The sequence below is a fragment of the Alkalibacillus haloalkaliphilus C5 genome, from assembly GCF_000269905.1.
GTDB classification, from domain to species: Bacteria; Bacillota; Bacilli; order Bacillales; family Alkalibacillaceae; genus Alkalibacillus; species Alkalibacillus haloalkaliphilus_A.
This window is the reverse complement of sequence record NZ_AKIF01000070.1, coordinates 1-14003: the sequence shown is the minus strand read 5'-3', so window position 1 is coordinate 14003 and position 14003 is coordinate 1. Positions and strand designations below refer to the sequence as shown.

General features: G+C 37.0%; 14 protein-coding genes and 1 pseudogene. 9 read left to right on the top strand and 6 right to left on the bottom strand.

What is annotated here, in order from left to right; translation table 11 throughout:
• Nucleotides 1-90: 90 nt before the first annotated feature.
• From A194_RS0108830 to A194_RS0108805, 7 genes and pseudogenes are all read left to right on the top strand, one after another.
• The gene (locus A194_RS0108830; RefSeq protein ID WP_017186488.1) at nucleotides 91-831 is read left to right on the top strand and encodes a sulfite exporter TauE/SafE family protein; all 741 of its coding nucleotides are present in this window, start codon (nucleotides 91-93) and stop codon (nucleotides 829-831) included.
• A 292-nt stretch (nucleotides 832-1123) separates the two neighbouring features.
• A complete protein-coding gene (locus tag A194_RS21365; protein ID WP_370871972.1) occupies nucleotides 1124-1207 on the top strand; it encodes a putative holin-like toxin in 84 nt (27 codons plus the stop codon).
• A 454-nt stretch (nucleotides 1208-1661) separates the two neighbouring features.
• Nucleotides 1662-2611 (top strand): annotated as a pseudogene (locus tag A194_RS17965) (ABC transporter permease).
• Nucleotides 2604-3551 (top strand): iron chelate uptake ABC transporter family permease subunit, encoded by a 948-nt coding sequence (locus A194_RS0108820; protein ID WP_017186485.1) that lies wholly within the window; start codon nucleotides 2604-2606, stop codon nucleotides 3549-3551. Before A194_RS17965 ends, A194_RS0108820 begins: the two are co-directional and overlap by 8 nt.
• Nucleotides 3548-4306: an iron ABC transporter ATP-binding protein gene (locus A194_RS0108815; protein WP_017186484.1), complete on the top strand. Its 759-nt coding sequence runs from the start codon at nucleotides 3548-3550 to the stop codon at nucleotides 4304-4306. The genes A194_RS0108820 and A194_RS0108815 overlap by 4 nt, the downstream gene beginning before the upstream one ends.
• 23 nt (nucleotides 4307-4329) lie before the next feature.
• On the top strand, nucleotides 4330-5253 hold the full coding sequence (locus A194_RS0108810) for a siderophore ABC transporter substrate-binding protein (protein WP_017186483.1): 924 nt from the start codon (nucleotides 4330-4332) through the stop codon (nucleotides 5251-5253).
• Between the two features lie 18 nt (nucleotides 5254-5271).
• On the top strand, nucleotides 5272-6087 hold the full coding sequence (locus A194_RS0108805) for a MerR family transcriptional regulator (RefSeq protein ID WP_017186482.1): 816 nt from the start codon (nucleotides 5272-5274) through the stop codon (nucleotides 6085-6087).
• Between the two features lie 53 nt (nucleotides 6088-6140).
• Here A194_RS0108805 and A194_RS0108800 read toward each other — a convergent pair whose 3' ends face one another.
• Nucleotides 6141-6374, bottom strand: a complete 234-nt coding sequence (locus tag A194_RS0108800; RefSeq protein ID WP_017186481.1) for a hypothetical protein — start codon at nucleotides 6372-6374, stop codon at nucleotides 6141-6143.
• A 249-nt stretch (nucleotides 6375-6623) separates the two neighbouring features.
• Between A194_RS0108800 and A194_RS0108795 the strand changes: the two genes are divergently transcribed.
• Entirely contained in the window at nucleotides 6624-7559 is a 936-nt protein-coding gene (locus A194_RS0108795) for an ATP-grasp domain-containing protein (protein ID WP_017186480.1), read from the top strand.
• A gap of 30 nt (nucleotides 7560-7589) precedes the next feature.
• Here the strand turns inward: A194_RS0108795 and A194_RS17960 are convergent, their stop codons facing one another.
• From A194_RS17960 to A194_RS0108775, 4 genes are all read right to left on the bottom strand, one after another.
• Complete coding sequence (locus A194_RS17960; RefSeq protein ID WP_017186479.1) at nucleotides 7590-8882, bottom strand: alpha/beta hydrolase; 1293 nt, start codon at nucleotides 8880-8882, stop codon at nucleotides 7590-7592.
• Nucleotides 8883-8920: 38 nt separating this feature from the next.
• A complete protein-coding gene (locus tag A194_RS0108785; protein WP_017186478.1) occupies nucleotides 8921-9412 on the bottom strand; it encodes a DUF456 domain-containing protein in 492 nt (163 codons plus the stop codon).
• 142 nt (nucleotides 9413-9554) lie between these two features.
• Entirely contained in the window at nucleotides 9555-9971 is a 417-nt protein-coding gene (locus A194_RS17955; protein ID WP_017186477.1) for a Rossmann-fold NAD(P)-binding domain-containing protein, read from the bottom strand.
• A gap of 110 nt (nucleotides 9972-10081) precedes the next feature.
• Nucleotides 10082-10738, bottom strand: coding sequence for a DUF3889 domain-containing protein (locus A194_RS0108775; protein WP_017186476.1), 657 nt, complete (start codon nucleotides 10736-10738; stop codon nucleotides 10082-10084).
• A gap of 208 nt (nucleotides 10739-10946) precedes the next feature.
• On the opposite strand from A194_RS0108775, the gene htpX reads away from it, so the two are divergent.
• On the top strand, nucleotides 10947-11849 hold the full coding sequence (gene htpX, locus A194_RS0108770) for a protease HtpX (RefSeq protein WP_017186475.1): 903 nt from the start codon (nucleotides 10947-10949) through the stop codon (nucleotides 11847-11849).
• A gap of 37 nt (nucleotides 11850-11886) precedes the next feature.
• Here htpX and A194_RS0108765 read toward each other — a convergent pair whose 3' ends face one another.
• Complete coding sequence (locus A194_RS0108765) at nucleotides 11887-13311, bottom strand: hypothetical protein (protein WP_017186474.1); 1425 nt, start codon at nucleotides 13309-13311, stop codon at nucleotides 11887-11889.
• Between the last annotated feature and the right edge of the window lie 692 nt (nucleotides 13312-14003).

Here is a 14003-nt window from a genome sequence, read left to right as displayed (position 1 = left end):
AAAATTATTAATCTATTACATGAACAAAACTATAAAGAGCTAAAAGAATTAATTAAAGCAAAAGATTAATAGCAGAAAGATGTGGATTACATGCTTGACTTAGTCATACTATTTTTCGTCGGATTAACCGCAACTATTCTCGGTACTTTAGCCGGTGGTGGTGGGCTTGTTAGTTTACCAGCTATGCTTGCTCTAGGTGTTCCAGTTCATTCGGCTATTGGTGCTAACAAAGTGACCAATTCGATCAGCTCATTCGTCACCTTCCTAATGGTGTTAAGACATAAAGGGGTGACGATGAAAGAAGGCTTAAAAATCATTCCTATTAGCTTAGGTGGTGGAGTAACAGGTGGGATTATCGCTTCCTCTCTACCACCTGATTTAATGTACAAAATAGCCATTGGCCTTCTAATATTCGCTTTTCTTTTCTCCTTTATTAGTAAAGGGGACTTCTCAGGCAAAAACCACTTTCGGTTTAAAACGCGTGGAACCCCTTTATTATTTGGAATTGGTCTTTATGATGGATTATTTGGACCCGGCCAAGGCACATTGATGTTTTACGTATTTTCGTACATGAGAATTGCTTACTATCGTGCAGTCGGTTTAATGAGAATTGCAACATTCGCAAGTTGCTTTGGAGCAGCTATTAGTTTCATTGCAGCTGGTCATATCATTTGGACGATTACGTTTGCCTTAATTGGCGGTTCATTAATCGGCGCACAAGTAGGAGTGCGTTTAGCCGGAAAGTTAAACCCTGATCACATTAAACCTTTACTTCGCATTGTGACTGCAGCCCTAATTATACACATTATAATTGATCACGTGATTTTGTAGGGCATTTGAACGATTTTTTCAATGCTTTCATAAATAACTCTGTTCAATTTTAAATCAAGTATGAACTTGGACTTATATATCTGTTTTAAAATAAACGCATTTGTTGGCAAATCTTAGCGAATTTTATATTTTAAACATTATAAAAAACCTCTAGACACACTTGTTTAGAGGGTTTTATAAGGCCAATGGATTATCTATGACGAATATACAAAATTTTCTTATAATTTATGTTACAATAAAAGTTGTACAATAGGGTTCTCATGGGTGGTGGCTGGCTCTCTGAAAGAGGGTGATGCTTATGACTGTTTTTGAAACGCTCTTCTTAATGGTCTCTTTCGGATCATTAGTCGCAGCCATTCTGTCAGTTGGAAAGTGAGTAACCACCCATAAGCCTGGTGAGCATGGGTGATTACCAAACCTGTAGCGAGCCGCTCCCTTTAGAGAGCTATTGTACAAAGCCATTGGTGTTGCCGCACCGATGGCTTCTCCTTTTGCACTCTTCACTCTTCATTATTGTACATTAAAATACTTTAAATTCAAAGTATTTTAAAACATTACGACACAAAAGCATTCTTCAATAAAGACATCACCTTAATTATACTATATAACGAACAAATTATTAACCATTTTTTTAATTCCAAGACGCACACACCGTTTAATATATGTTTTCAACTTTTTATTTATGAAAGTAATTGTTGAAAAAATAATTGAAAATAATTCTCATTTATTCGTTGACTCTCCACCCACTGGAGAGTTTATTATTTTATTTGGAATTGATAATCATTATCAATTATTTAAAGCAAGAATCTTGTGCAGAAAGTTTGTGTCATATGAAGTTAAAATACTTAATCCCAGTTTTAATTGTTTTGTCAATGATTTCCCTGTTTATCGGAGCGACAAACATTAGTCTAATGGACTTAAATCAATTATCAGCACAACAGCAACAAATCTTATTACAAAGTCGACTTCCTCGTCTAGCTAGTATATTGATCGCTGGAGCTACAATGGCTGTATGCGGATTAATCATGCAACAATTAAGTCGAAATAAATTTGTCTCCCCCACAACCGCGGGCACAATGGATTCTGCTAGGTTAGGCATTCTTGTTTCCCTGCTTGTATTCACATCAGCAAGCCCGATGCAGCAAGCTATTACAGCTATGGTATTTGCTGTATTAGGACGATGATCTTTATGAAGATCTTAGAGAAGATAAAGTTTAAAGATGCAATTTTCATTCCGCTTGTAGGGATTATGTTTGGTAATATTATCGGTTCCATCACAACATTTTTTGCTTATCAACATGATTTAATACAAAGTATGACAGCTTGGCTTCAAGGTGATTTTTCTATGATACTAGCGGGCCGTTACGAGCTGTTATACATAAGTGTGCCATTACTTGCAATTGCTTATTTTTATGCTAATAAATTTACAATTGCAGGAATGGGAGAAGATTTTTCTACAAACCTTGGGTTGAACTATAAACAAATCATTAACTTGGGGCTAATTATAGTCGCTGTGGCAACTTCGGTAGTCGTTCTAACAGTAGGGTTAATTCCGTTTCTTGGCTTAATCATACCAAACATTGTCTCAATATACCGTGGGGATCATTTACGCAAAAACTTACCTCACACAGCTGTCTTAGGTGCTGTGTTCGTGTTAGCCTGTGACATTTTAGGGCGAGTCGTTATTTATCCATACGAAATCCCAATAGGCTTAACAGTGGGTGTAATCGGTAGTGGTATATTTATTTACTTGTTATTAAGGAGAAAGGCATATGTATAACAGAACTAAACTGATCATACTCGCTGCAATCGCCCTGCTTCTGACGACATTATTTCTTTTTTGGAATTTAGGAGAACACTGGGATTATGTACTACCCAGAAGAACGATGAAAATACTAGCGATTATCTTAACAGGTAGTGCTATTGCTTTTGCGACCGTAATCTTTCAAACCGTAACTAATAACCGGATTTTAACACCGAGTATTATTGGTTTAGACTCTCTTTATCTATTAATTCAAACAGGGCTTATATTTATATTTGGTTCTACTCATTTAACAATCGTGAACCAATACTTCAATTTCTTTTTATCAGTTGGTTTAATGATTCTTTTTGCATTGCTGCTTTACCGTTTTCTTTTCAAAAGAGAAGGGCAAAATATTTACTTCCTTTTACTCGTTGGGTTAATTTTAGGAACGTTTTTTAGCAGTCTATCAGAATTTATGCAAGTGTTAATTGATCCCAATGAGTTCCAAGTCGTTCAAGATCAAATGTTTGCTAGCTTTAACAATGTCAATACTGACCTGTTTTATATAGCGTTAGCCGGAATGACATTGACCTCTTTATACTTTTTAAGGTTTGCAAAGTACTTAGATGTTTTATCACTCGGTAAAGACCAGGCAATTAATCTAGGTGTTGACTATGATTACGTTGTGAAACAAATCTTCATAATTGTTGCAGTCTTAATCTCCATTGCCACTGTATTAGTTGGTCCTATTACATTTTTAGGGTTGCTGGTGGCCAATGTAGCTTATGAATTTCTAAAAACCTATCGACACCGCGAGCTGATTATCGGAGCAATGCTCATTAGTGTTATTGCTTTAGTCGGAGGACAATTCATTGTTGAGAGAATCTTTACTTTCTCCACAACAATCAGTGTCATTATTAATTTCGTTGGTGGCGTGTACTTTATTTATCTACTATTAAAGGAGAGTCGAGCATGATTGAAGTTAAAGAGCTTTCTAAAAAATATGGTGACAAGACCGTTGTTGATGATGTGTCAGTCAACATTCAGAGAGGAAAAGTTACATCCTTCATCGGGCCAAACGGTGCAGGTAAGAGTACTTTGCTTTCTGCAGTAAGCCGACTCATTCAATATGATCTTGGTGAAATCAACATCGACCGCAAGAAGATGAGTGAATGGAAGAGTCGTGAGCTTTCAAAAAAGATGGCGATTTTAAAACAAGCGAACCACATTACCGTTAAATTAACAGTGCGTGAACTTGTATCATTCGGTCGTTTTCCATATTCACAAGGTCATCTAACTAAAGAAGATGAAGAATACATTGATGAAGCTATTGCTTTTATGGAATTAGAAGATTTAGAGAACCAGTATCTTGATGAGTTAAGTGGTGGTCAAAAACAACGTGCTCACATAGCCATGGTCATCGCTCAAGATACTGAATACATTTTACTCGATGAACCTTTAAATAACTTAGACATGAAGCACGCTGTGCAAATTATGAAAGTGTTAAGAAGATTAGTCGATGAATTAGACAAAACAGTTGTCATTGTCATTCACGATATCAACTTCGCATCCTTTTACTCTGATTACATCGTCGCTTTAAAAGATGGAGCCATTATTAAACAAGGCCCCGTTGATGACATTATCGAAGAATCGACACTTCGTGAAATATACGATATGGACATTCCGATCCAACAGATGAACCGTTGCAAAGTTTGTGTGTATTTCGGATAAAAAAATAATATGAGGTGACTTAAATGAAAAAATTAATTGTTATTATGAGTTTAGTTTTATTAACATTAGCTGCTTGTGGTACTGATGAGGACAGCGGAGCACAAGATGAGAATACTATTACAATTGAACACGAGCTCGGTGAAGCAACCGTCGTTGAAAATCCCGAAAATGTTGTTGTCTTCGATTTAGGAATGTTGGACACGTTAGACACATTAGACATACCAGTAACTGGTGTTCCAAAAGATAACCTTCCTTCTTACTTATCTCATTACGAATCTGATGAGTATGAGCATGCTGGTGGCTTAAAAGAACCTGATTTTGAAGCGATCTATGGAATGGAACCTGATTTAATTATTATATCTGGAAGACAAGCGGATCTTTATGAAGACCTTGAGGAAATTGCTCCTACTGTTTACGTTGAAACGGATTCTGAAGCTTACATGGAGTCAATCTCACATAATGTTGGTATAATTGGTGACATATTTAACGTTCAAGATGAAGTAAACGAAGCAATTGACGAGATTCAAGCTGAAGTCAATGCTGTTCAAGAGCTGACATCATCAAGTAATGAAACAGGACTTATTACACTTGCAACTGGTGGTAGTGTTAGCGCTTATGGTTCTGGTTCACGTTTTGGATTAATCCATGACATGTTAGGTGTCACACCAGTTGATGACAGTATTGAAGTAGCAACACACGGACAAAACATTTCATTTGAATTTATCGTTGAGCAAGACCCTGATTATTTGTTCGTAATCGACCGTGATGCAGTTGTAGAGGGAGAAGCTACAGCACAAGAAACTATTGAAAACAGTCTAATTGAAAATACAACTGCTTATCAAAACGATCAAATATTCTATTTAAACCCTGAATACTGGTACATTGCAGATGGTGGACTTCAGTCAGTAAGCGAAATGGTATATGAAATTAAAAGTGCAGTAGAATAGATTTTAGAGGTGGCTAATATGAAAGACCGCTTTACAATCGGAGAAATAGCCAAACTACACAACATCTCAGTTAAGACACTAAGGTATTACGATGAAATTGATTTATTTAAACCAATTGAAGTCGACCAAAACAATAATTATCGCTATTACTCTACGGATCAGTTCGAACATTTAAATACGATCAATTACCTTAGAAACCTTGGTGTTCCATTAAAAAACATTAAGGAGCAATTTGTTAAACGAGACCTTAACTTTTTTCTTGATATTCTAAAAAAACAACAGCAAGAAACAGAAGATAAAATTCGTGAGTTACAACATATAAACGAGCGAGTGCAAAACAGAATCTCTGAACTTGAATGGGCTAAAAGTAATCAAAACATAGGCAAACCTTTCATTAAATCATTTAGTGAACGTAAGATAATACAAATTCAAAAGCCTATTAAATCGAATTCCGAACTTGAAATTTCTTTAAGGAGAATTGAGAACATCGCAGAGCTGAAGTCATCAATTTTCATTGGTTCTGTCGGTGTTACGCTTCCGATTAATCAATTACAAAGTGAAGAATCTAAAAAATACAACTCAGTATTTCTACTCGTTGAAGAAGAAGTTGTAGCAGATGATATTGCAACCACATTACCTGCAGGGCAATATGTTTGTATGTATTGCAATGATGATCGAATCAATTCAAAACAGTACTATGATCAAGTAATTGAATATATCGAAGAAAATCAACTTACTATTAAAGGTGATGCGATCGAACGAACGATTATAGACCATTACATCACCTATAAACCTGAGGAATTCCTATCCGAAATCCAAATACCTGTAATTTAGTAAACACTCGCCTCCCCCCCTTAGGCGAGTGTTTATTATGTAAAGTGAGCCAATTAGTAAAAGATTCTTCCTTTTTTCCTCTCTTTTCTTAATCTCCATATACCAAACACCCAAATAACGGCACCAACCTGCCATAACAATCGTTCATCGGCTTCAAGCATCGTGTAATTCACAAATTCAATAACCGAATCCCAATCCTCATTTGGGTAAACAAAAATTACTGGGATTAAACCAATAAGAACAGAGAGTATTCCAATCCAAATTAAAATTTTTGCGAATACTTTCAATTTTATTCCCCCAATTAAACTTGCTGGATCTCTCTTTTTTTGTTGTCATATGCCGAATTTTCAGACTTTTGTACCATTGTAGCACAAATCGTTTATTTTGAAAGCAATAATTTGAATTTATTTGAGGATTGATTCTGACTAAAGTTTTAGTTTTTTAATGAATTTAAAGATATTTGAAACCTTATCATTTCCATTTCAATGCATTTACAATATACTAGTAAACAGATAGGAATTAAAGGAGTTGGGGTAATGACACAGAAAATATATGTAATCCATGAAAATTCAGAGTGGACAGAGCCATTGCTTAAAGCATTGAATCAGTTAGATGTACCATACGAAGATTGGTTTATTAACGAAGGGTCAATTGATTTAACAGAAGAACCTCCCGAAGGAATCTTTTACAATAGAATGAGTGCTTCTTCTCACACACGTAACCATCGTTATGCACCTGAATTAGCAACAGCTGTATTAGCATGGTTAGAGCAACATGATCGTACTGTCCTTAACGGTAGTCATGCGTTAGACCTTGAAATAAACAAAGCAAGACAATACACAGCATTACAAAAGACTGGTATACAAACACCTAAAACGATTGTTACTGTTGGAAGACAACAATTAATTGAAGCAGCTCACAAAATGGAAAAACCTTTTATAACAAAACATAACCGCGCTGGAAAAGGGTTAGGTGTACAACTTTTTCAAACTGTAGAAGCTTTGGAAAGTTACGTTTATAGCGATGAATTTGAAGAGCCTATTGATGGTATCACTTTGCTTCAACAATATATTGAATCACCTGATGCTTCAATTACACGTTGTGAATTTATTGGCGGGAAGTTCTACTATGCGGTTAAAGTTGATACTTCAGAAGGGTTCGAACTATGCCCTGCAGACGCATGTTCTATTGAGGATCAATTTTGCATGACAACAGAAAATACTCGAGAGAAGTTTCAAATCATTAGCGATTTCAAACATTCTATTATTCAGCAGTACGAAACATTTTTAAGCGATAATAAAATCGATTTTGCTGGCATTGAATTCATTTATGACTTAGAGGGCAATATATATACTTATGATATCAACACAAATACGAACTACAACTCAGATGCAGAAAGTAAAGTTGAAATGTATGGGATGCAAGCAATCGCCAACACTCTCAACCGTTACTTAAACAAAGTCTATTACTAGAGTTAAAAAAAGTCCCTAAAGCTATATGCCTTAGGGACTTAAACGTTCAATAAATTGGTTAATTTCCTCAACTAACTCCTCCGATAACGGAATAGACGGGTCAGCATATGACGACATATCATTTGGACTCGGGGAATCTTTCAGCACATGATTCATACCATCAACAATGACTAGGTCATTATAAGGGTACGCTTCAGCTAAAGTTTCCGCATCTTCAACAAATACTTGAGTATCATGTGTCCCTTGTGCAATTAGTGTTGGCACAGTTATGGATGCAGCTATTTCTGTTGGATTATAAGTAAACCATGTTGCTAAAAATGGCTGCACGGTCGGTCTAAACAAGCTATACAATTCACTACTTACATCTTCAACATATTCGCCTTCTTGCAAGCTTTCAATAATCATTTCCGCTTCTTCAAGTAAATCACCTGTTAATTGACCTTCCAGTTGATCAAGTAAAACTTCACTCATCGGTCGGCCAGCACCAGCAAGTGAAACTAAACCATCAACATCGACTTGTAACGCTGCCAAGCTCCCAATTAACGCTCCTTGACTATGACCTACTATGATTAGTTGGTCGTACTGCTCTTTTTCGTCTAACTTTTGTAACCACTTAACTGCATCTTCCACTAAGTCTTCAATGGCTAACTCTTCTTCTGGAATCGTCACTTCACTATTTTCACCAGCACCACGTTTACTATATCTTAAACTTGCTACATTTTGTTCAGCTAAAGTTTCAGCTACCATTTTCAAACTATCATTTTCCATACCTGGTGAATTACCGTTTCGATCTGTTGGGCCTGAACCTGGAATTATTAATGCAACTGTATGAACCTCTTCTCCTTCTGGCTCTATCAACTCACCTTGTAAAGGACCAAACTCTGTATCGACTGTCATCCAATTAACCTCTTCTTGATCATCTTCTTCTGCAAGTAAGCCACGCTCGAGCTTAAAATCAAAAGTGTGCCCTTGTTGATTAAAATCACCTTCAAACGTTTCATCCTCAGTTAACTCACCTGTAAATTCAATAAATTGACCTGGAATATCCATCTCAAACGATACGACATCCTCCTCAACGTCTATATCCGAGAGAGGATATTGGTCAATACCTTGTACAGGAATGCTGATGAAACCAATGATTTCTCCTTCTTCACCTTCGTCTTCTTCAAATGACACTTGAATATTTAACGGCACTTCAGGCACTTCTATTGTCCCATGCCAATCACCTAATAAACCTTCTTTCACATTCTCCTCTACTTCAGGTTCTTCCCCATTGGAACACCCAACAATAAATAACAACACCGCTAATAATAATATTTTCACTAGTTACTACCTCACTTAGTCATATAATAGGAATTCACTTAAATGATCACCAATACAAAGAACCATATAATCATAACAGTTAAGACAACGAACTTTGCAAATGCACCACCTAAAAACCCTAACAACGAACCAATAGATGCTTTAAAAGCTTCTTCATAAGTTCGTTTTTGTAACATTTCAACGACGAATACAGCAACAGTCGGAACTATTAAAATGCCGAATGGCGGGATAATAAAAGAGCCGACAATGACACCAATGGCAGCTGCCCATTCCCCTCGTTTTGATCCACCGTACTTTTTAACGAAATAACTATTTGCAATAATATCAGCCACTACAACAATTACAGTCAATACAACCATCGACCACCAAAAAAATGCTGTTAATGGTTCGTTATTAATTGCAAAATGATAGACTAAAAAACCGCCCCAAATGACAAGCGGGGCTGGAATAATTGGGAATATAATACCAGCATAACTTAATAAAAGCAGTACTATAACTAAAATCCACCATAAAATATTTACAAAATCCATTTAGTTCACTCTCTTTACGGGCGTTGGCCCCAAGGTTCTATTTGTCCAATAATATATCGACCTTTTGGGTTGTTAATAGCATCTATTACACCTTTTGAAATTTCTTCATGTGTTAACCATCTAGATCTATTTGAAGACTCCTCTACCATATAGCAAGTTGAACTTGGCTATATCGACAATGGCTAGGCACTTTTATTCTATCTCTTATATCCTTAAGGTTGGCGCTACTACCGGTTACATGAAATAAGGACCACTCTTTATTATTGTTTACTGATTTTATTATAACAGATAACGGGTCTTTTCCTGGAACATTGTGGACCCATGCGACTACTAAGTCAAATGATCCGTATATTCTTTGTGCTTCTTGCAATTCTGACATGAGTTGTTCCTCATATCTATAATCAACCAATATAGCGTTAACGTTAGATTGATCGCTTGTTAGTAGTGACATCTTTTCTTCAGTACGTCCTATAACTGAAACATAACAAGCTTGATTAGCCACCCACAAGGTTGTATCACGCAACATTCCTGTTCCACCTACAATTAATACATGGTCCACTTTACCACCCCTATACTGTTCAATTTCGACTTAAATGATTGTAATTCCTTCAACAGATCGCTAACTAGAAAAACAAAAAGCGCCCTTAATATTATAAGAGCGCTTTCCTCCTAACCGTTGTTATGATCAGACTCCACTTCTTCTAAATCAAATGATATGACACGGTCAGTTTGCGGATTATAAGTTACTTTTCCTCTCACTTTAACGCGTTCATCATCTGATTCTACGTTAAACTCATATGTTTCTCGACGACGATCATCTGACATCTCTTCTTCACCAACAAATTCATAATCCGTCACTTCATATCTTGGGTAAGCAACTTGCAAAACTTCTAATAAATAACGTCCAAACATTTCTTCCTCTAACTCTGGTGAGGGTTCGATTTCAACGTCGATAATACCAAAATCTAAATCTGCTCCTAATGCTAAGAAAGCTTGACGATGTAAATTTAAACGGTGAGGCGGATAACCATCTACAGTATCTACAACTTTAACTAAAATTTCGCGGCCAGTTTCAGGAAATTTCACCTTTAACATTTCACCACATTCATAAGGTGCTTGATTACTAACAGCCGTTGTCATGTACTCCAAGTCAGACCACGGAATGTTACACTTCGTTACTTCCCCACCTTCTGTCCACGTCGCTTGACCTTGGACCCGGTCGTTTTTGTCACGTCCAGTGAACGTTTGATTAGGCGTCGGATCATATACATACGTACACGAATGATCCCTAACAAAATCATTTGTATAAAAGTAATATGGGTTCATTTGAATCCTCCTGTATTTGAACATAGTTCTATGTCATATCATATGTTGGTCTATGCTTGGACGGTGACTTGAGACAACATGTAAAAAAAATCATTATTTAAATTGTTTAACATGTGAAACTTTTCTTACTCTAAATAGCAACTCATTTTCCGCATGTCGTTTTCGTGGTATAATATATTAGGACAAACATGAAAGGTAGGGGAGTTTAGTGGGTAAAAGAATATTGTTTTTCTTATTAACAAACATTCTCGTTTTAACAACAATTGTCATTGTTTGGTCTGTCATCACATCATATACAAACATTGGGCCGTTATATGATGGTACAGGCAATATTGGAAGTTACGGAGCATTAGCTCTTTTTAGTATCATTGTCGGTTTTGCTGGTGCCTTTATTTCCTTAGGTATGTCACGTTGGATGGCTAAGAAAATGATGAAGGTTCACGTATTAGACCCTAATGATAACTTATCAACAGCAGAGCGCCAATTAGTTGATCGCGTTCACCGCCTATCACGTGCTGCTGGTTTAATGCACATGCCTGAAGTTGGTATTTATCGTTCAAAAGAGGTAAACGCTTTTGCAACAGGACCAAGTAAGAAACGCTCATTAGTCGCTGTTTCGACTGGTCTATTAGAATCAATGGATGACGATGCAGTTGAAGGTGTATTAGCACACGAAGTTGCGCACGTATCGAATGGTGATATGGTTACGATGACGCTACTACAAGGTGTCATTAACACATTCGTTGTATTCTTGTCTCGTATCGTAGCTGCAGTTGTATCAAACTTTGTACGTGAAGAAATGCGTATGATTGTTCACTTTGCTGCGATCATCATATTCCAAATTCTATTCTCAATCTTAGGAAGCCTTGTCGTCATGGCATTCTCGCGTTACCGTGAATTCCATGCAGACCGAGGTGGTGCAGACTTAGCTGGTAAAGATAAAATGGCCCATGCACTACGTTCATTACAGAACACTGTTGCTAGCGTTAATGACAACAGCAACGACAGTGCAATCCAAACAATGAAAATTAACAATAAAGGCGGCGTTGCACGTCTATTCTCATCTCACCCTGACTTAGATGAGCGTATTCGCCGTTTAGAGCAAAAATAAACACAAGGTTGGCTTATTAAAAAGCCAACCTTTTTTATTACCATATCCACAAGGCAACGAAAGTAGCTAAAATCAACCCTGCCATAACAGGGATAAAGTTTTTCCGCGCTAATTCCATGACAGATACTCCACAAAAGCCTGCTACAGCAACAAGCGATGACCAAGCAACAAGTGCTCCTCCACCAGTCCAAATAGAACCTAACTGACCAATCGCAGCTAACGTTGTCGCATCAACTCCACCAGTCGCTAAAGCTCCTGATAATGCGCCAGTCAATGGTAATCCAGAGAATCCAGACCCATCTAAGCCAGTAATAATGCCAACAAGCAAAATACCAAATGCGGTTAAAAAGGTGCTTTCAGGAATTGCTGCTTGCCCTGCCTCTACTAACTCGAATAAAAATGCAGGCGGTTGCACATCACCTAATGACATAATACTCCCCGAGAATTCACCACTTCCTAAAAAGAAGAAACCTGCGATTGGAATAACTGGACCCATCGCTTTAAAAGCAAACACGAAACCATTTGTAATATGTTCACTTATACGATCTAAAGCCTTTACTTTTCCAAAGGCTAGTGAAGCTAAAGCAAGTAATAATACAGCAACTCCACCAATTAATGCTGCACCATCACCACCTTCAAACCCACCAGTACGTCCTCCAGTTATCTTTGTGTAAATCATAAAAACCATAATCCCTAACATGGCAAGAGGAACTAAAATAGCAAAGACTTTTCTCCATTTATGATTTGCAAGAGATTCGTTCTTTTCCGATGTTTCTTGTTGACCCGGCAACTTTTTAAGCTCTTCTTTGTTTAACGGGTCAGTCGGTTTTCTAATTTTCTTTTTAAACATTAAATAAGTGATGCTGAGAGCTAATGTACCTGAAACGAGAGATAAAATTAACGCTTTATCTGCAATAACACTAGCATCTAACCCTGCTGACGAAGCGCTTAATGTTGGCGCAATTTGCATAATATAATCTGACGACAATGCCATCCCTTGCCCTGCTAAGGCGACTACCATCGCTGCAGCCATGATCGGCAATCCTGCTCTTACAGCAGCAGGCACTAACAATGCACAGATTAATGGTACAGCTGGTGTTGGCCAAAAGAAAAGTGAGATCACGAATGTAATACCTATTAATATTAAAAAAGCAACATGGCCATTCGTCATAAACTTTTGCACTGGTGCGATCATTTGTTGGTCTGCACCTAAATCTTTTAAAGAGTGTAAGAGTGCGACCATAAACGTAATAATTAAGAAAATACTAAACAATTCTTTAGCTGCTGTTAAGTTAGCATTAAATACTGACGTAAAGCCTGTTACTAAACTTCCACTATAAACCCAAGCAACTAAAAATGTTCCAACTAATGTAGGTAAAACAACACCTTTACGGAACACCATAGTTAAAATGACAACAAGTGTCACTAAAGCATATAAACCATGTGAAATGGTTAACTCCATCTTAATGCCCCCTCCTTTGTAGAGCATCATATGTACACTTGCCTATATTGGTTCCACTTGTGCATAACTTTTTAATACAATATTTTTCTTTCGTTAAACCTTGTGGATAAGCTAATCTATTCACAAAGTTACTCACTTTTTTCTACTTTAATTCACAACTAAGTTTACCAATTGAGTTTTTATCCACAAAAAGGTTCTAAGTCAAATGTTAGAATGCCAGATAGGACACTCCTTATTTATAACATGTGTCCTTGTACATGTTTATACTAATGGTGTAATAATACTTTTAGGCACAATCGGTCAAAGCGACGAAAGACAAAGGTTTGTCGCGCTTAATGACTATTGTTTGATTATTAAGACCTTCAAAATACCCGTTGTGTTATTTTTACCAAAGGTATTTCTGAATCTCTTTTTGCTAGATTGAGCTTTCAACCCTGGGAATGTCATGTTTTGATGCAAAAGCATGCAACTCCTTTTGTTTTGTTGGTATAACAAACAAGAGATTAGCGTGTTTTTATTTTCTTGATTACGCACAGAGTTGGTATCAGGTGAGGAGCGAAGGTGGCAACTCCAGCGGGAACAGCACGTGTCTCGAGACCCCACAGGCCTCGCTTTTTGGGCCGAGTGATGCACCTGCGTCTTCAAGCAATGCTACGTAGCAGGTTTCCTCGGTGCAAGTTTCACAGATGCAG

Bases quoted from the DNA above. Each gene is read 5' to 3' on its own strand.
- A194_RS0108795 (WP_017186480.1), top strand. From the start codon at position 6,624: ATGACACAGAAAATATATGTAATCCATGAAAATTCAGAGTGGACAGAG.
- A194_RS0108820 (WP_017186485.1), top strand. From the start codon at position 2,604: ATGTATAACAGAACTAAACTGATCATACTCGCTGCAATCGCCCTGCTT.
- A194_RS0108830 (WP_017186488.1), top strand. From the start codon at position 91: ATGCTTGACTTAGTCATACTATTTTTCGTCGGATTAACCGCAACTATT.
- A194_RS0108785 (WP_017186478.1), bottom strand. From the start codon at position 9,412: ATGGATTTTGTAAATATTTTATGGTGGATTTTAGTTATAGTACTGCTT.
- A194_RS21365 (WP_370871972.1), top strand. From the start codon at position 1,124: ATGCTTATGACTGTTTTTGAAACGCTCTTCTTAATGGTCTCTTTCGGA.
- A194_RS0108810 (WP_017186483.1), top strand. From the start codon at position 4,330: ATGAAAAAATTAATTGTTATTATGAGTTTAGTTTTATTAACATTAGCT.
- A194_RS0108775 (WP_017186476.1), bottom strand. From the start codon at position 10,738: ATGAACCCATATTACTTTTATACAAATGATTTTGTTAGGGATCATTCG.
- A194_RS0108765 (WP_017186474.1), bottom strand. From the start codon at position 13,311: ATGGAGTTAACCATTTCACATGGTTTATATGCTTTAGTGACACTTGTT.
- A194_RS0108805 (WP_017186482.1), top strand. From the start codon at position 5,272: ATGAAAGACCGCTTTACAATCGGAGAAATAGCCAAACTACACAACATC.
- A194_RS0108815 (WP_017186484.1), top strand. From the start codon at position 3,548: ATGATTGAAGTTAAAGAGCTTTCTAAAAAATATGGTGACAAGACCGTT.